Raw genomic sequence first — 16,159 nt, forward strand, 5'->3', positions numbered from 1 at the left:
TATCAATCTGTAAAGGAGGCTTCCATGAGCCACGACCGTTTTCCGACATCCGGCCTGTGCCGCGCCGCTTTCCTGGCGGTGGCGATGCTCGGCATGTCGGCGGGACTGTCGGCCTGCAACACCATGCGCGGGGCCGGCCAGGACGTCAGTTCGGTCGGTCACAACGTTTCGCGGGGGGCGAACGCGACGCAGGATCAGATTACCCGTTCGACCGGTGCATCGCCCCGATAATTTCGCCACCCCAAGCCACCCCGCGAGGGCCGGGGCATAGCCGCAGGACGGGCCGGACTGTGCCCGAACCCGGCAAGGGCCCCGGCCCTCGCATCCCATTGCATTCGTAATGTTCTGGGTTTCCAAAGGGCTATGCCCCTGGGTGGGGCAAGGACAACGTCCTTGCCGTTCATTGTTCCGGCCCTGCCGGACCGCAACACGGGCGTGCCTCAATGCCCGTGGGGCAGCCCCGCGCGCGGGACGTAACGCGAGCCTTGCTTTTTCGTTCGTTCCTTCCCAATAATAGCGCATTCCGGTCCGTGGGATCGGGTAATTGACGTTCTCGGGGCGGGGTGAAAGTCCCCACCGGCGGTATTTGCACCCGGTCTTCGGACCGATGGCGCATCAGCCCGCGAGCGCCCGCACGGCCTTCCGGCCGGGCGGGGACAGCAGACCCGGTGTGATTCCGGGGCCGACGGTATAGTCCGGATGATAGAGAACGAGGTCCGCGCGCATGCGCCCGTGGTGGCGCGCGCTGTGCGGTCCGTTGCGCCCCGGGTCCGTCCGGAAGGATGGGACCGCTTGTCTTGGCTGAGGTTTCGGTAAGCTCGGGGACGCGTCGTCCGGATTGCGATCCGGGCCGTCTTCCCCCCTCCATCGGCCGGGCGTTCCGGGCCGCGCTTGCCGAGGCATCGCGCCACATGGGCGCCACCGCCCCCAATCCCCCCGTCGGCTGCGCCATCCTGGATGCGCGCGGCGAGATCCTGGCCGTTGCCGCCCATCACCGCGCCGGTGCCCCGCATGCCGAGGCCCTGGCCCTGCGGATATGTGCCCAACAGGGTCTGATCGACCGTGCGGCGACGGCCGTGGTGACCCTGGAACCCTGCAATCACACCGGCCGCACCGGCCCCTGTTCCGAGGCGATCCTGGCATCGCCCATCCGCACGGTCTGGATCGGGGCGGCCGATCCCAATCCCCGGGTCGCGGGCGGAGGGGCGGCGCGGCTGGGCGCGGCCGGATGCGATGTGCGCATGCTGGCGGACCTGGCGGGCCCTAATGCCGCCGATCCCGATGCCGCCGACCTGGCCGCCGACTGCCGGGCGCTGATCGCCCCCTTCGTCCACTGGTCGCGCACCGGCCGGACATGGATGACGGTCAAGCAGGCCGTGGCGGCCGACGGGTCCATGATCCCGCCGGCGGGACGGACGACCTTTACCTCCGACAGCGCGCTGGATGTGGCGCATCGCCTGCGCCGGGCGACCGATGCCGTCGTGACCGGCATCGGCACCGTGCTGGCCGACCGGCCGGCCCTGGACGTGCGCCGGGTGGCCGACCATGCCGGCCGCGCCCGGCGCCTGCTGGTGGTGTGCGACCGGCGGGGCCGCCTGCCGGACGATTGGCGCGCGGCGGCCACGGCCCGGGGGTTCGATGTACGGGCCTGCGACGACGTCGCCCAGGTCCCCGCCCTGCTGGGCGAGGCCGGGGCGCTGTGGGCGCTGGTCGAGGCCGGCCCCGCCCTGCTGGACGCGATGCGGGGCGCGGGGGTCTGGGACGACTGGCTGACCATCGGGGTCACGGCCGGGGGACGCGAACGGATGGATATCACGGTCAGAGATGGAGCGGGCGGGAGTGGGAGGGACACGCCGCTGCGCCTGATTCCCGGCCTGGCCGTGCCGAGGGAGGGAACATGTTTTCCGGCATCATAGAGCATCTGGGCACCGTCACGGCGGCCAGCCGGGGGGACCGGTCGCTGCGCATCGCGGTGGCGACGGGCATCGGCGATCTGTCGCTGGGCGAAAGCGTCGCGGTCAACGGCGTGTGCCTGACCGTCACCGAATATGATGCGGCGGGGAACGCGGCATTCTTCATCAGCGCGGAAACGCTGGACCGCACGACCCTGGGCCGGCTGGCCGAGGGCCACCGCGTCAATCTCGAACGCGCGGTCACGCCGGCCACGCGCCTGTCGGGCCATATCGTGCAGGGTCATGTGGATGGCACCGCGCGCCTGCTGTCGGTCGAGATGGCGGGCGAGGCGCGGCGCATCGTCTTCGCCGTCCCCGCGACCCTGCGCCGCTATCTGGTGGAAAAGGGGTCGATCACGCTGGACGGCATCAGCCTGACCCTGAACGAGATCGGTGCGATCGGGGCGGGGGATGCCGGCATCGACGCCTTTGCCGTCGCCCTGATGATCATTCCCCATACCTGGACGCATACCACCCTGGGCACCATGGCGCCGGGCGACGCCGTGAATGTCGAGGTCGACGTGATTGCGAAATACGTGGAGACCCTATGTCAGTACCGGTGATGAGCCCCACTCTGGAGGCCGCGATCGCGGCGATCCGGGCGGGCGGCATGGTGGTCCTGGTCGATGACGAGGATCGCGAGAACGAAGGCGACCTGGTCATGGCCGCCGACCTGGTCACGCCGCAGGCGATCAATTTCATGGTCACCCACGGGCGCGGCCTGGTCTGCCTGCCGCTGGAGGCCGAACAGGTGGACCGCCTGGGCCTGCCGATGATGACGCGGGTGAACACCTGTCCGCGCGAAACCGCGTTCACCGTGTCGATCGAGGCGCGCGAGGGGGTGGATACCGGCATTTCCGCCGCCGACCGTGCCCGCACCATCCAGGCCGCCGTGGCGGCGGATGCCGGCCCGTCGGACCTGGTGTCGCCCGGCCATATCTTTCCGCTGCGCGCCGTCCCCGGCGGCGTGCTGGTCCGCAACGGCCATACCGAGGCATCGATCGAACTGGCGCGCCTGGCGGGCCGGGCACCCGCGGCGGTGATCTGCGAGATCATGAACGAGGACGGGTCGATGGCGCGGATGGACGATCTGCGCCCCTATGCCGAACGGCATGGCCTGCCGATCCTGTCGATCGCAGAACTGGTCGGCTGGATGGAACGTCGCGCCACGATGCCGGCCGACCCCGAAGGGCGGATCGAGAAGGTGGCCCAGGCGGCGCTGCCCAGCAGCTATGGCGGCGAGGACCTGGTGATCCATGCCTTCCGCGCGCCCGACGGGACCGAACATGTGGCGCTGGTCAAGGGCGACCCGGGCCGGGCCGGCACGGTGCCGCTGGTGCGGCTGCATTCCGAATGCGTGACGGGCGATGCGCTGGGTTCGCTGCGCTGCGATTGCGGCGCGCAGCTCCAGACCGCGCTGCATCGCATCGGCGCGGCCGACAGCGGCGTCCTGCTGTACCTGCGCGGGCATGAAGGACGGGGGATCGGGCTTGCGAACAAGATCCGCGCCTACGCCCTGCAGGACAAGGGGCTGGACACGGTCGACGCCAACCATCGGCTGGGGTTCGAGACCGACGCCCGCGACTGGACGGCAGCGGCGGCGATCCTGCGGGCGCTGGGGATCCGCACGCTGGATTTGATGACCAACAATCCGGCCAAGGTCGTGGCGGTGGAACGGCATGGCTTCGCCGTCCGCCACCGCGTCGGGGTCGAGATCCCGCCCAACCCTTTCAACCGCGCCTATCTGGACGCCAAGCGCACGCGCATGGGCCACCAGCTCTGCACCGCCCTCAGCACGGCGGCCGAGTGATCACGACCGGAAAGATTCTGATATGAGCACCCATACCCCGTCCCCCGCCCCGGACCTGACCTTCGCACGCGCGCCGCGCCTGGCGATCGTGGTCAGCCGTTTCAACGAAATCGTGACCCACGGCCTGCGCGACGGGGCGCTGGACTGGCTGCGCGAGCATGACATCACGGTGGCCGAGGGCGATGTGCTCTATGCCCCCGGGGCCTACGAACTGCCGTTGCTGGCGCAGACGCTGGCGCGCACCGGGCGCTATGACGGGGTGATCTGCCTGGGCTGCGTCATCAAGGGCGACACGGCGCATTTCGAATTCATCAGCCTGGGCGCCGCCATGGGCCTGATGCAGGCGTCGCTGGCGACCGAGGTGCCGGTCGCGTTCGGCGTGCTGACGACCTACACCGACGAACAGGCCCGCGTGCGTTCCGGCGCGGACGAGCACAACAAGGGCCGCGAGGCTGCGGCGGCCTGCGTCGAAAGTCTGGCCTTGATACGGAAAATCAAGGGCTGATACGCTCGGCCCGCGGACCGGCGCCGTCGCCCAGACGGCGAGCCGGCCGGCGTGGGGGCTGGGAATGAGGCTGGTTACCTTCACGGCCGGACTGTTCGGCATGGCGCTGACGGTCTGGCTGCTGTCGCGGTTCGGGTTTCACGCGATCCTGGGGCTGGTCGCGCAGGGTGGATGGGGCATCGTGGCGGCCATCCTGTTCCATGCGGTGCAGGTGCTGCTGGCGGCCGCGTCGTGGCGGACGATCGCGGGGCACGACGCGCCGCCGCTGCCGTTGCGTGACTGGGTCGCCTTGCGTTGCGTGCGCGAGGGGGTGAACAATCTGCTGCCGGTGGCCCAGGTGGGGGGCGAGGTCGTGTCCACCCGCCTGCTGGCCCGCCGCGGCGCTGGCCTGCGCCGGGCTGCCGCCGCGACGATCTGCGACCTGACGATCGAACTGCTCAGCCAGGTAGTATTCACGCTGGTCGGGCTGGGAATCCTGCTGTTCCTGGTGAAACGCTCGGCCCTTACCGACGAACTGGTCGAAAGCGCCGGCGTGGCGCTGCTGCTGGGCGCCGCGTTCCTGGGCAGCCAGTGCCTGGGCGCGATCTCGATCGTCGAGGGGCTGCTGATCCGTATCGCCGCCCATCTGGGATGGAGCGGCGTGGACGGCATACGCGGCCTGCATGCCGAGATCCTGGGCCTGTACAAGGCGCCCGGCCGGTCGCTGCGCGCAGGGGGGCTGCAACTGGCGGGGTGGTCGCTGGGCGCGGTGGAGGTCTGCCTGATCCTGCATTTCATGGGCCATGACCGGTCGCTGGCCAGCGGCTTCGTGATCGAAAGCGTGGGCCAGGCGGCGAAATCGGCGGGGTTCGCCGTTCCCGGCGCCCTGGGCGTGTCCGAGGGCGGGTTCGTGATCATCGGCAGCCTGTTCGGCCTGCCGCCGGCCGTGTCGATCGGCCTGTCGCTGATCAAGCGCCTGCGCGAGATCGCCTGGGGCCTGCCGTCGCTGGCAGGCTGGCAATGGATGGAAATCCACTGGCGGCCCGGCCGCAAGAACGGGCTGGAGCACGGAATCGGCCTGTCCGGCTGACGCGCGTAGCGCCAATTCATTGATTTATATAATGGTTCCAAAAGAGGCTGCCGCTATGGCGGGTTTCAGGGCATTACGCTGATCCGCCGCTGCGCCGAGTGACGCCCTCGGCGCCCTTGGAACCCAGTCGTCAAATGTAACAGGCGGCAGGGCTGATGGCCGAACATCCGCCTTGCATCCGCACTGCATCCTGGGTCAAACGATGCCGCACCGCGCGGTGTCGTGCCTGCCGCCATCGCGCCGCCCCTTTCCTCAGCCAGCGTCCTGCGCCAGTTTTCCTTCCTTCGTTTCCGCCGTCAGCTTCTTAAGGGCCGAATTACGCATCATGCAGTCCCTTCCGATCGGTCGCCTCGTGGCGGTCTGTTCCCATCGCGCCGTGCTCGTGCTGCTGCTGTTCATGGTCCTGGTCGGGGGCGCCGTGGCATGCAGCATGAAGCGGCTGGACGTCACGACGGACACCGGCACGATGTTTTCCGCCAGCCTGCCGTGGAAGAAGCGGTCGGACGAACTGGCGCGCCTGTTCCCGCAGAACCAGGACCGGCTGGTGGCGGTGATCGACGCCGACCTGCCGGAAGAGGCGCAGGCGACCGCGCGCCAACTGGCGGACCGGCTGCGCGGCGACACGGCGAATTTCCATTCTGTCGACCTGCCCCAGCAGGACCCGTACCTGATCCGCAACGGTCTGATGTTCCTGGACAACAAGACCCTGGCCTCGGTGCTGGACACCACGGTGACGGCCCAGCCTTTCCTCGGCGGCCTTGCGGCCGATCCGTCCGGGCGGGGCCTGTTCGACGCGCTGTCGCTGATCGCGCTGGGCGTGTCGCAGGGACAGGCGGACCTCAAGAATTTCCAGCCGGCGCTGAACGCCTTCGCCTCCACGCTGGAACAGGCGGCGGACGGCCACGCGCAGCCCTTGTCGTGGGAACGGATGCTGGCCAGCGACCTCGCCGATCTGGGGGGTAAATTCCAGTTCGTGGTCACCCGGCCCCGGCTGGATTACGGGTCGTTCCAGCCGGGCGGGGCCGCCAGCGACGCCATGCGCCGGGCGATCGCCGGCCTGGAATTCGTGCGGTCGGGCCATGCGCACGTCCATTTGACCGGCGACGTCCAGATCAATGACGAGGAATTCGCCACCGTCGCGCAGGGCATGGTGGCGGGCCTGCTGGGCTCGCTGGCGCTGGTCACGCTGTGGCTGTTCCTGGCGGTGCGGACCTGGCGCATCATCGTGCCCATCGTCATCACGCTGGTGGCGGGCCTGCTGCTGACCACCGGTTTCGCGGCCCTGGCCGTGGGCACGCTGAATTTGATTTCCGTGGCCTTCGCGGTGTTGTTCGTAGGTATCGCGGTGGATTTCGCGATCCAGTTTTCCGTGCGCTTCCGTGCGCAGCGCCTGTCCTGCGGGGGGCTGCCCGGGCTGCATGAGGCGCTGGCGCGCACTGGCGACGAGACCGGGCACCAGATCATGGTCGCCTCGCTGGCGACGATGGCGGGTTTCCTGGCCTTCACGCCCACCGCCTTCGTCGGCGTCGCGCAGCTGGGCCTGATCGCGGGCTTCGGCATGCTGATCGCATTCGTCTGCACGCTGACGCTGCTGCCGGCGCTGCTGCGGCTGTTCCGCCCGTCTCTGGACCACCCGACGACCGGCTTTGCCTTCGCCCGCCCGGCGGATCGCGCCGTGCGGGTCCATCGCGGGCCGATCCTCAGCGTCTTCACCTTCCTGGCCGTCCTGGGCGCGGTGCTGATCCCGGTCCTGACCTTCGATGCCGATCCGCTGCACACCAAGGATCCGAAATCCGAGGGAATGCAGGTGCTGCGCCAGCTGATGACCGACCCGCAATCCTCGCCCTACGGGGCGGAAGTGCTGGCCCCGAACCTGAAGCAGGCCGAAATCCTGGCCGGCCGCCTGTCGCACCTGCCGCTGGTGGACGATGCGATGTGGCTGGGGTCGATGGTGCCGGAGGACCAGCCGGCGAAGCTGGCGATGATCCAGGATTCGGCGTCGATCCTGCTGCCGACCCTGATCGTCCCCGACCCGAAGCCCGCGCCCGACGCCGCCGCCCTGCGCGCGTCGGCGGCCAAGACGGCGCATGACCTGGGCGGGGTGCTGGACAAGCTGCCGCCCGGCGATCCGCTGCGGCGCATCCAGTCGGCGCTGGACCGCCTGTCGCGGGCGTCCGACCCGGTGATGATGGCGGCGAACGCGGCGCTGGTGCGCTTCCTGCCGACGCAGCTGGACCAATTGCGCCTGATGCTGTCGGCGCAGCCGGTCACGATCGCCGACGTTCCCCCCTCGATCCGGCAGGACTATCTGCTGCCCGATGGCCGTGCGTTGGTGGAAATTCATCCGAAACGCGAAATGGTCAGCAACGCGGATCTGCATGCCTATGTCGCGCAGATCCGCAGCATCGCCCCCGACGCCGGGGGGGATGCGATCGAAGTGGTCGAAAGCGCGACGACCATGGTCCATGCCTTCGTCTTCGCCGCGCTGTCGGCCATCGTCATGATCGCGGTGATCCTGCTGGTGGCGCTGCGACGGCTGCTGGACATGGCGCTGGTGCTGGCGCCGCTGCTGCTGTCGGCGCTGATGACGGTCATCCTGATCGTCCTGGTGCCCGAACAGCTGAATTTCGCCAACATCATCGCGCTGCCGCTTCTGCTGGGCGTCGGCGTGTCGTTCAATATCTATTTCGTGATGAACTGGCGCGCCGGCGTGCGTGCGCCGCTGTCCAGCCCCACGGCGCGGGCGGTCCTGTTTTCGGCATTGACGACGGGGACGGCGTTCGGTTCGCTCGCCGCGTCGCATCATCCGGGGACGGCCAGCATGGGCCGGCTGCTGCTGCTGTCGCTGAGCTGCACGCTGCTGGCGACCCTGATCTTCGTGCCCGCCCTGCTGCCGAAGCGGGCGATCGACGAACGCTAGGCAAGGGCCGAGGCCCTTGCCGGGTCGGGCAGCGCCCCGACCTTCCTTGGCCCGTCAGCCGGCGTCCAGCGGCTTGTGCGGCACGCTCACGTCGCGGCCGGGCAGCATCATGTTCCAGTACAGCCTGGGGAAGACCTGGGTCTTGAGGAACCAGGCGAAGCGGCTGGGCTTGCGCTGGTCGTAATGGAAGCTGGGGGCGGGCACGCCGCCATACAGGAATTCCGCCAGCACCACCCGCCCGTAGGACACCGTCAGCGGGCAGGCGCCGTACCCGTCATAGGTCTTGTCCAGCGGCCGTCCGTCCAGCGACGCCAGCACGTTCGCCACCACGACCGGGGCCTGCGCGCGGACGGCGGCGGCGGTCTTGGCATTGGTGGTGCCGGCCACGTCGCCCAGGCCGAACACGGTGTCGAAGCGCGCATGGCGCAGCGTCGCGGGATCGACGTCCAGCCATCCGGCAGAATTGGCCAGCGGGCTGGTCTTCACGAAATCCGGGGCGCTCTGCGGCGGGGTGACGTGCAGCATGTCGAAGCTGCGGGTGACGGTCGTGCTGCTGCCGTCCGGGCCGGTGACGGCGAAGGTGGCCGTGCGCTGCGGCCCGTCCACCGCGACCAGATTGTGCTTGTAGTGCAGATCAACGCCGTAATAATCGATCGCGTCCTGCAGCGACGGCACGAAATATTTCACGCCGAACAGGACGTCCCCCGCCAGGCAGAAATCGACCTTCATGCGGCTGAGCACGCCCTCCTTCCGCCAGTGATCGGAGGCGAGATAGACGATCTTCTGCGGCGCGCCGGCGCATTTGATCGGCATGGCCGGCTGGGTGAACAGGGCGGTCCCGCCCTTCAGCGACTGGATGCACGACCAGGTATATTCGACCGAATCCCGGGAATAATTGCTGCATACCCCGTTGCGGCCCAGGGTGTCCTCCAGCCCCGCGATCTTCGACCAGTCGAGCTGCAGGCCCGGGCAGACGATCAGGCGGCGGTAGCCGATCCGCCGGCCGTCGGCCAGGGTGACGGTATTTTCCTCGGGCGTGAAGGAGGCGACGGCGGCGCGCAGCCAGCGCACGCCCTTGGGGATCAGGCCGCCTTCCTGCCGCAGCGTTTCCTTCAGCTTCATCACGCCGGCGCCGACCAGCGTCCAGCCGGGCTGGTAGGCATGGGTGGTGGCAGGGTCGATGATCGCGATCGACAGGCTGGGCCGCTTGCGCTTCAGCTGGGATGCGACGGTGATTCCTGCCGCCCCGCCGCCGACGATGACGACCGTAAAGCGGTCGGCTTCCGGAATGTCCTGCTGAGTCGAAACCATGGGACACGCTCCTTGATTGAGATCGTTGGGGGACCGGGAACCGATCCTAGCACCGATCCCCCCGATCGCGAGGGGACCCGCGCCGGGGCCGCCGCTTTCGAAGGGCAGGCTACATCCCGGGGCGGGCCGGTCATTGATGCAGGTCAGGTCATCCCGGAGGCGGTCAGGCCTTGAACCAGACCTCGACCGGGCCCTGCAGCTTCATGGTCATGGGATTGCCGCGCCGGTCGGTGGTCTTGCCGACCGACAGGCGGACCCAACCCTCGCTGATGCAATATTCCTCGACATTCGTCTTCTCGATGCCTTTGAAGCGGACGCCAATTCCGCGTTCCAGCAGGGCCGCGTCGTGAAACGGGCTTTCGGGGTTGGCGGACAGGCGGTCTGGGGGGGTATCACTCATCGGACTGGCCTTTGCAGGGTGACGATCATGTGCGCTGACATAGCGGGTACCGGCCGCCAATCCAACCGCCGGGCCCGGTCCCGAGTTTCCGAAGGACAACGCCCTTGTCGGCGTTTGGCCCCCCGCGCATGAGCTGGCGTCGGCATGTCGTCCGGCGCCTTGGGCCGGACGGGGTCGAGGACCGCGCGCTGGCGCTGGCCGAGGAGGTGCCGGTGGCGCTGGCCTATAACGGCGTGCCGCATGCGGTGATGATGGCGACGCCGGAAGACCTGCGGGATTTCGCGATCGGCTTCTCGCTGACCGAGGGGATCGTGTCCTCGGCCGCCGCGATCCGCGACCTGCGGGTCGACGTCGGACCGCGCGGGGTGGAGATCGGGATACGGATCCCTGGCGAGGATTTCGCGCGCCTGCTGGGGCGGCGCCGGCAGGTGACCGGCCGTACCGGGTGCGGCGTGTGTGGGGTGGAGGATCTGGCGGCGCTGGATCCGGCGCCCCCAAGCGTGGCGGTCGGCCCGCGCCTGGCGCTGTCGGCGATCCGCCGTGCGCTGGATGCGCTGGAGGGGCGGCAGGTGCTGAACGCGGTGGTGCATATGGTCCATGGCGCGGCCTGGGCGGACCCCGACGGCACCGTGCGGCTGGTGCGCGAGGATGTCGGCCGCCACAACGCGCTGGACAAGCTGATCGGCGCGGGGCTGGGGGGCGACATGCTGGAGGGACGCGGGTTCGGGAACGGGTTCTGCCTGATCACAAGCCGGTGTTCGTACGAGATGGTGCAGAAGGCCGCGATGGCCGGAATTCCCGCCATTGTCGCGATCTCCGCGCCCACCGGGCGGGCGGTGGACATGGCGCAGGCGGCCGGCCTGACGCTGGTCGCGCTGGCGCGACGCGACGCGCAGATGATATTCACCCATGCTGGCCGTATCGATACGACCGGCTGAAGACGATCGGCACGACCCCGAAATCCCGCGTTTCCGGCGAGGCAGCATGTCCGAACAGGTGAAATTCCGGCCCTACTCCCATCCCGCCGGTGGCTGGGGCGCGGCGAAGGCCACGGCCAAGGCCCTGCTGGAGCAGAGCGTGGTCACCACCGGGTCGCGCGCGCTGCTGTCGATGAATCATCCCGACGGGTTCAAGTGCCCCAGCTGCGCCTGGCCCAATCCCGATCGGGAAAAGACGCTGGAATTCTGCGAGAACGGGGCGAAGGCACTGGCGGTCGAGGCCACGAAGCGGCGGATCGGGCGTGATTTCTTTGCCGCCCATACCGTCACCGACCTGATGGGGCGCAGCGATTACTGGCTGGAAGAACAGGGGCGCCTGACCGAGCCCATGCGCTATGACGCGGGCACCGACCGTTACGTGCCCTGTTCGTGGGATGCGGCGTTCGCCCTGATCGGCGATACGCTGCGGGCGCTGGATCACCCGGACCAGGCGGAATTCTACACGTCTGGCCGCACGTCGAACGAGGCCGCGTTCCTCTATTCCGTGTTCGTGCGGGAATTCGGGACCAATAATTTCCCCGATTGCTCGAACATGTGTCACGAACCGTCCAGCCGGGGCCTGCCGCCGTCCATCGGCATCGGCAAGGGCACGGTCGTCATCAGCGATTTCGCCAGCACCGAGGCGATCTTCATCATCGGCCAGAATACCGGTACCAACAGCCCCCGGATGATGAGCGAGCTGGTCCATGCCCGCAAGCGCGGGGTACCGATCGTCGTCATCAACCCGATGCCCGAACGCGCGCTGATGCGCTTCACCGAGCCGCAGGATCCGGTGAAGATGGCGACCTTCGGGTCCACCGAGATCGCCAGCGAATTCTGCCAGGTCCGGATCGGCGGCGACATCGCCGTGATCAAGGGCATGGTGAAGACGCTGCTGGAACTGGACGACGCGGCCCGGGCGGCCGGCGCGCCCCGCGTGCTGGACGCCGATTTCATCGCCACCCACACCCATGGGTTCGATGTGGTGGCGCAGGACGCGCGGGAGACCAGCTGGGCCGACATCGTCGCGGTGTCGGGGCTGGAGGAAGCGCAGATCCGCCGCATCGCCGCGATCTATGCCCGCGCGAATGCCAGCATCATCTGCTACGGCATGGGCATCACCCAGCACCGGCAGGGCGCGCGCGCGATCCAGCAGATCGCCAATCTTCTGATGATGAAGGGGAATTTCGGCAGAAAGGGGGCCGGGATCTGCCCGGTGCGCGGGCATTCCAACGTCCAGGGCGACCGGACCGTGGGCATCGACGAAAAGCCAACCGCCGCCTATCTGGCCCGCTTGCAGGCCGCCTTCGGCTTCACCCCGCCGACCGAACACGGCCATCATGTCGTCGAGTCCGTGAAGGCGATGATCGACGGGCGCGCGCGCGTCTTCATCGGCATGGGCGGCAACTTCATCCACGCCATCCCCGACACGCCCATCGGCTACCGGGCGATGGCGGGCCTGGACCTGACGGTGGGCATCGCGATCAAGCTGAATCGCGGGCATCTGGTCCATGGGCGGCAGGCGCTGATCCTGCCGGTGATCGCGCGGTCGGAAATCGACGTGCAGGTCAGCGGCCCGCAATTCGTGACGATCGAGGACGCGATGTCCAATGTCGGCGCGTCGCGCGGGGTGCTGGAACCCGCCAGCCCGCACCTGCTGTCGGAAATCGAGATCGTCTGCCGGATGGCGAAGGCGACCCTGCCCGACAGCGTGGTGCCGTGGGGGACCTATATCGACGATTACAACCTGATCCGAGACAAGATCGCCGAGGTCTATCCCGATTTCGCGGGCTTCAACGAACGCATCCGCGAACCCAAGGGCTTCCATCTGTACAACCCGCCGCGCCACCGCGAATGGCGGACCCCGACCGGCAAGGCCAATTTCCTGCCGTTCGACGGGCTGGCGATGGACCCGCCGGTGGCCGATCCCGCCATGCTGCGTCTGGCGACGGTGCGCTCGCACGACCAGTACAACACGACGATCTACAGCAATACCGACCGTTATCGCGGGGTGTACGACACCCGCATGGTGCTGCTGATGAACGCGGACGACATGCGCGACCGCGCCATCGCCCCCGAAACCCGGGTGGTGGTGGAAACCCTGTCGGACGACGGCGTGGTGCGGCGGGTGGGGGACCTGTGCGCGCTGCCCTATTCCCTGCCGCGCGGGTCGGTGGCGGGCTATTATCCCGAACTCAATCCCCTGCTGCCGCTGGACCATTTCGACGAGATCAGCGGCACCCCGGCGGCGAAGTCGATCCCGGTGCGGGTCATGGCGATGGCGGGCGCGTCGGTATCGGAACCGGTCCCGGCCTGACCGGCGCGGGCGGCGGGACCATCACGTCCAGCAGCACGTGCGGGTCGCCGTTGCAGGCGGGATTGGCCAGCAGGGGCCGAAGCTGCCCGTCCAGCAGCAGGGTGCAGAAGCCATGCAGCAGCGACCAGCGAAAGGTGACCTGGCCCAGGGTCGCCAGGTCGGATTCGGCCGGCATCCGCGCCTCCGACCCGACCGAGCGCAGCAGCACCGCCCACGAGGCCTGCGATGCGGCGGCCAGCGACTCCCGGCGGTAATCCAGCCGGTCGGATCGGAACATCAGCGTATACAGCCCCGGATTGTCCTGCGCGAAGCGGACATAGGCATGGACCGGCGCGCGGGGCGTGGGGTCGGTCGTGGCGCGGCGTATCGTCTCGGCCAGGCGCTGGAAGCCGATGGCCGCCAGATCGCTCAGCAGGCCGGACAGATCGCCGAAATGATGGGCCGGGGCGGTCGCGGACACCCCGGCTTCCCGCGCGATGCCGCGTAGCGACAGGGCGGACGGCCCGTCCTGGTCCAGCAGGCGCTCGGCGGCCTCCAGCACGGCCGCGCGCAGATTGCCGTGGTGATAGGGGGGTCTGGACATGACGGCCAGCCTAGCCCGGATCTTTTATCTTTACAATGTAAAGATTGATGTGGAATCGTCCCGTCACCCCGCCACCGGACGGGTATCGCGAAAGGGCATTCCATGATCGTGCGGGACTCCACCCCTGTTTCCGCTCCTCCCGCCGCTCTGCCGGGCATGAGTCTGACAACCGGCGGACTGGCGCGGGAAATCGCGCTGAACGTCGTGCTGCCGTGGGGCATCGTGACCGGGACGGACCGTCTGGGCTATGGCGCGCTGACTGCCAGCCTGGCGGCGTCGGGCACGATGCTGCTGGTGATGCTGGCAGGCGTGCTGCGCCGGCGCCGGCTGGATGCGATGACGCTGCTGGCCCTGGCGGCGACGCTGGCGGGCGCGGCCTGCGCGATGTGGTTCACGACGCCCGGCCTGGTGCTGGCGCACTCCTCGCTGGTGACGGGGGCGATCGGCCTGGTCTTCCTCGGCTCGCTGCTACGGCGGCGCCCGCTGGTCTATGACCTGGCACGGGCCATGGTGGGAACGACGCCCGAGCGGATGGCGGCGTTCGAGGGGCGGTGGGCCTTTCCCCCCTTTCGCCGCTTCATGCGGCTGCTGACCTTGGCCTGGGCGACGATATTGCTGGGCGAGGCCGCGGCGCGACTGGCAGTGGTGCTGTGGTGGCCCAACCCGGTGCTGCTGGGGGCGATGCATGTACTGTGGATCGTCATTCCCGTCGTGCTGGTGCCCTGGAGCATCCGGATCGGTCGACGGATGGCCGCCGCGCAACCTGTTTGAAGAACCTGTTTGAAAATACGCGCCGGCGGCGATCCGACGCGCGTTTTCGGCCCTTCATGGTAGGCGGCGCATAAGGCCGCTCCGAACGCTTCGCTCCGTTCCGTCCTCACTTGCCTGCCCGTATTTTCAGACCGGCGCTGAAAGACTTCCGGCCGCTTGCCATCCGGCCGGGCATGATGCGGGGCAGCCATGCCCATGGTTTGGGGGCGAGGCTTCAGAATGGCATGGACAAGCGGCGTGGAAAGCAGGACATACGATGCCCCTTCTGTCGGGTTCACGGCGCCGCCCATGTCGTCCTCCACATCCTCGCTGGCCTATCGTCATCGCATTCCCGTCGGCGCCTTGCCCGTGTGGCAGATCGTCCTTCTGGGGCTGGTCACGGCGATCGGGCCGCTGGCCACCGACATGTATCTGCCGGCCTTTCCCGCCATCGACCGCGACCTGGGCGGCGGTCCGGGGTCGGCGCAGCTTACCCTGGCGGCGTGGCTGGCGGGGCTGGCGGTAGGGCAGTTCTCGCAGGGGCCGATTTCCGACCGGCTGGGACGGCGGGTGCCGCTGATCGGCGGGCTGCTGATGTTCAGCGTCGCCTCGGCGGGCTGCGCGGTGTCCGACAATTATCACATGTTCTGCGTGTGGCGGTTCCTGGCGGCCGTGGGCGGGTCGGCCGGTATCGTGGTGCCGCGCGCCATCGTGCGCGACATCGCCACCGGCGTGCAGGGTGCGCGGATCATGTCGCAGCTGACCCTGGTCTTCGGTCTGATGCCCATCCTGGCCCCCAGCCTTGGCAGCCTGGTCCTGTCGTTCGGCCACTGGCGCTGGATCTTCTGGATCGCCGTCATCTACGGGGTGCTGGGCGTGATCGCCATCGCCTGGACGCTGCCCGACACCATGCCGCGCGAGAAACGGATTCCGCTGTCGGTTTCCAACGTGCTGTGGCGCTATGTCGGCATCGCGCGTGAGCCGATGTTCCTGTCGGCGGCGCTGCTGCTGGGGTTCTCGTCCTTCGTGATGTTCGGCTACCTGGCCAGCGCGCCGATCGTCTTCGAACATATCCTGGGCTTCACGCCCGGGCAGTTCGGCGTGTTCTTCGGCGTGAACGCCGCCGTGTTCATCACCGGGGCGCAGGTCAACGCGCGGCTGGTGCATCTTGTGCCGCTGCATGTCCTGCTGATCCGCGGGGTCTGCGTGTCCACCGTGGCGGGAACGCTTTTCCTGCTGCTGGCGATCACGGGGCTGGCGGGGCCGGCTCACCCGGTGCTGGTCTGTGCGATGATCAGCCTGGTCACCGGATCGCTGGGCTTCGTCAACCCCAACGCCACGGTGCTGGCGTTCACGCGGCACGGGCATCACGCCGGCAGCGCGTCCGCCCTGATGGGCACCACGCAGTTCACGGTCGGGTCGCTCAGCGGCGTGCTGCTGGGCTGCGTGCCGATGGACACGGTGCTGCCGATGGTCGGTGTCATGATGTTGGGAATTACGGGGATGCTTGTCTGCACCCTGTGGCACCGGCGCCACGCCGAGGCGGCATAGCGAAGGCCCCAGGC

Annotated in this window: 14 protein-coding genes and 1 riboswitch; of the genes, 11 read left to right on the plus strand and 3 right to left on the minus strand. The window is 68.6% G+C overall.

Annotated elements, in window-relative coordinates:
• Positions 1-24: 24 nt before the first annotated feature.
• The 7 genes from HLH28_RS10620 (at position 25) to HLH28_RS10650 (ending at position 8,256) form a co-directional block, all read left to right on the plus strand.
• The gene (locus tag HLH28_RS10620; RefSeq protein ID WP_220790035.1) at positions 25-231 is read left to right on the plus strand and encodes an entericidin A/B family lipoprotein; all 207 of its coding nucleotides are present in this window, start codon (positions 25-27) and stop codon (positions 229-231) included.
• A gap of 314 nt (positions 232-545) precedes the next feature.
• A riboswitch (FMN riboswitch) is annotated at positions 546-715 on the plus strand.
• A 67-nt stretch (positions 716-782) separates the two neighbouring features.
• Positions 783-1,916 carry a bifunctional diaminohydroxyphosphoribosylaminopyrimidine deaminase/5-amino-6-(5-phosphoribosylamino)uracil reductase RibD gene (gene ribD / locus HLH28_RS10625; protein ID WP_182958698.1) on the plus strand — a complete coding sequence of 378 codons (1,134 nt, stop codon included), beginning with the start codon at positions 783-785 and terminating at the stop codon, positions 1,914-1,916.
• Positions 1,898-2,515, plus strand: coding sequence for a riboflavin synthase (locus HLH28_RS10630; protein ID WP_182958701.1), 618 nt, complete (start codon positions 1,898-1,900; stop codon positions 2,513-2,515). The genes ribD and HLH28_RS10630 overlap by 19 nt, the downstream gene beginning before the upstream one ends.
• Positions 2,515-3,762 carry a 3,4-dihydroxy-2-butanone-4-phosphate synthase gene (gene ribB, locus HLH28_RS10635; RefSeq protein WP_408869839.1) on the plus strand — a complete coding sequence of 416 codons (1,248 nt, stop codon included), beginning with the start codon at positions 2,515-2,517 and terminating at the stop codon, positions 3,760-3,762. The genes HLH28_RS10630 and ribB overlap by 1 nt, the downstream gene beginning before the upstream one ends.
• Positions 3,763-3,784: 22 nt before the next feature.
• Entirely contained in the window at positions 3,785-4,267 is a 483-nt protein-coding gene (gene ribH, locus HLH28_RS10640; RefSeq protein ID WP_182958706.1) for a 6,7-dimethyl-8-ribityllumazine synthase, read from the plus strand.
• A gap of 64 nt (positions 4,268-4,331) precedes the next feature.
• Positions 4,332-5,336: a lysylphosphatidylglycerol synthase domain-containing protein gene (locus HLH28_RS10645; RefSeq protein ID WP_182958710.1), complete on the plus strand. Its 1,005-nt coding sequence runs from the start codon at positions 4,332-4,334 to the stop codon at positions 5,334-5,336.
• Positions 5,337-5,661: 325 nt separating this feature from the next.
• Positions 5,662-8,256 carry an MMPL family transporter gene (locus tag HLH28_RS10650; RefSeq protein WP_182958712.1) on the plus strand — a complete coding sequence of 865 codons (2,595 nt, stop codon included), beginning with the start codon at positions 5,662-5,664 and terminating at the stop codon, positions 8,254-8,256.
• Between the two features lie 54 nt (positions 8,257-8,310).
• Here HLH28_RS10650 and HLH28_RS10655 read toward each other — a convergent pair whose 3' ends face one another.
• Complete coding sequence (locus HLH28_RS10655) at positions 8,311-9,567, minus strand: NAD(P)/FAD-dependent oxidoreductase (protein WP_182958715.1); 1,257 nt, start codon at positions 9,565-9,567, stop codon at positions 8,311-8,313.
• Positions 9,568-9,730: 163 nt separating this feature from the next.
• Entirely contained in the window at positions 9,731-9,967 is a 237-nt protein-coding gene (locus tag HLH28_RS10660; protein WP_182958718.1) for a DUF3297 family protein, read from the minus strand.
• A gap of 104 nt (positions 9,968-10,071) precedes the next feature.
• Between HLH28_RS10660 and fdhD the strand changes: the two genes are divergently transcribed.
• A complete protein-coding gene (gene fdhD / locus HLH28_RS10665) occupies positions 10,072-10,905 on the plus strand; it encodes a formate dehydrogenase accessory sulfurtransferase FdhD (protein WP_408869837.1) in 834 nt (277 codons plus the stop codon).
• A 46-nt stretch (positions 10,906-10,951) separates the two neighbouring features.
• Positions 10,952-13,261: an FdhF/YdeP family oxidoreductase gene (locus HLH28_RS10670; RefSeq protein ID WP_182958722.1), complete on the plus strand. Its 2,310-nt coding sequence runs from the start codon at positions 10,952-10,954 to the stop codon at positions 13,259-13,261.
• Here the strand turns inward: HLH28_RS10670 and HLH28_RS10675 are convergent.
• On the minus strand, positions 13,215-13,844 hold the full coding sequence (locus HLH28_RS10675; protein WP_182958726.1) for a TetR/AcrR family transcriptional regulator: 630 nt from the start codon (positions 13,842-13,844) through the stop codon (positions 13,215-13,217). The genes HLH28_RS10670 and HLH28_RS10675 overlap by 47 nt on opposite strands.
• Positions 13,845-14,000: 156 nt before the next feature.
• Between HLH28_RS10675 and HLH28_RS10680 the strand changes: the two genes are divergently transcribed.
• Positions 14,001-14,615, plus strand: coding sequence for a VC0807 family protein (locus HLH28_RS10680; RefSeq protein WP_182958728.1), 615 nt, complete (start codon positions 14,001-14,003; stop codon positions 14,613-14,615).
• Between the two features lie 288 nt (positions 14,616-14,903).
• Positions 14,904-16,145 (plus strand): multidrug effflux MFS transporter, encoded by a 1,242-nt coding sequence (locus tag HLH28_RS10685; protein WP_182958731.1) that lies wholly within the window; start codon positions 14,904-14,906, stop codon positions 16,143-16,145.
• The last annotated feature ends 14 nt before the right edge of the window (positions 16,146-16,159 follow it).

Origin of the sequence: Gluconacetobacter tumulisoli, from assembly GCF_014174155.1 — a bacterium.
Taxonomy (GTDB): domain Bacteria; phylum Pseudomonadota; class Alphaproteobacteria; order Acetobacterales; family Acetobacteraceae; genus Gluconacetobacter; species Gluconacetobacter tumulisoli.

Excerpts from the sequence above, each read along its gene's own strand:
- HLH28_RS10620 (WP_220790035.1), top strand. The coding sequence starts at position 25 with ATGAGCCACGACCGTTTTCCGACATCCGGCCTGTGCCGCGCCGCTTTC.
- ribD (WP_182958698.1), top strand. The coding sequence starts at position 783 with ATGGGACCGCTTGTCTTGGCTGAGGTTTCGGTAAGCTCGGGGACGCGT.
- HLH28_RS10630 (WP_182958701.1), top strand. The coding sequence starts at position 1,898 with ATGTTTTCCGGCATCATAGAGCATCTGGGCACCGTCACGGCGGCCAGC.
- ribB (WP_408869839.1), top strand. The coding sequence starts at position 2,515 with ATGAGCCCCACTCTGGAGGCCGCGATCGCGGCGATCCGGGCGGGCGGC.
- ribH (WP_182958706.1), top strand. The coding sequence starts at position 3,785 with ATGAGCACCCATACCCCGTCCCCCGCCCCGGACCTGACCTTCGCACGC.
- HLH28_RS10645 (WP_182958710.1), top strand. The coding sequence starts at position 4,332 with ATGAGGCTGGTTACCTTCACGGCCGGACTGTTCGGCATGGCGCTGACG.
- HLH28_RS10650 (WP_182958712.1), top strand. The coding sequence starts at position 5,662 with ATGCAGTCCCTTCCGATCGGTCGCCTCGTGGCGGTCTGTTCCCATCGC.
- HLH28_RS10655 (WP_182958715.1), bottom strand. The coding sequence starts at position 9,567 with ATGGTTTCGACTCAGCAGGACATTCCGGAAGCCGACCGCTTTACGGTC.
- HLH28_RS10660 (WP_182958718.1), bottom strand. The coding sequence starts at position 9,967 with ATGAGTGATACCCCCCCAGACCGCCTGTCCGCCAACCCCGAAAGCCCG.
- HLH28_RS10670 (WP_182958722.1), top strand. The coding sequence starts at position 10,952 with ATGTCCGAACAGGTGAAATTCCGGCCCTACTCCCATCCCGCCGGTGGC.
- HLH28_RS10675 (WP_182958726.1), bottom strand. The coding sequence starts at position 13,844 with ATGTCCAGACCCCCCTATCACCACGGCAATCTGCGCGCGGCCGTGCTG.
- HLH28_RS10680 (WP_182958728.1), top strand. The coding sequence starts at position 14,001 with ATGAGTCTGACAACCGGCGGACTGGCGCGGGAAATCGCGCTGAACGTC.
- HLH28_RS10685 (WP_182958731.1), top strand. The coding sequence starts at position 14,904 with ATGTCGTCCTCCACATCCTCGCTGGCCTATCGTCATCGCATTCCCGTC.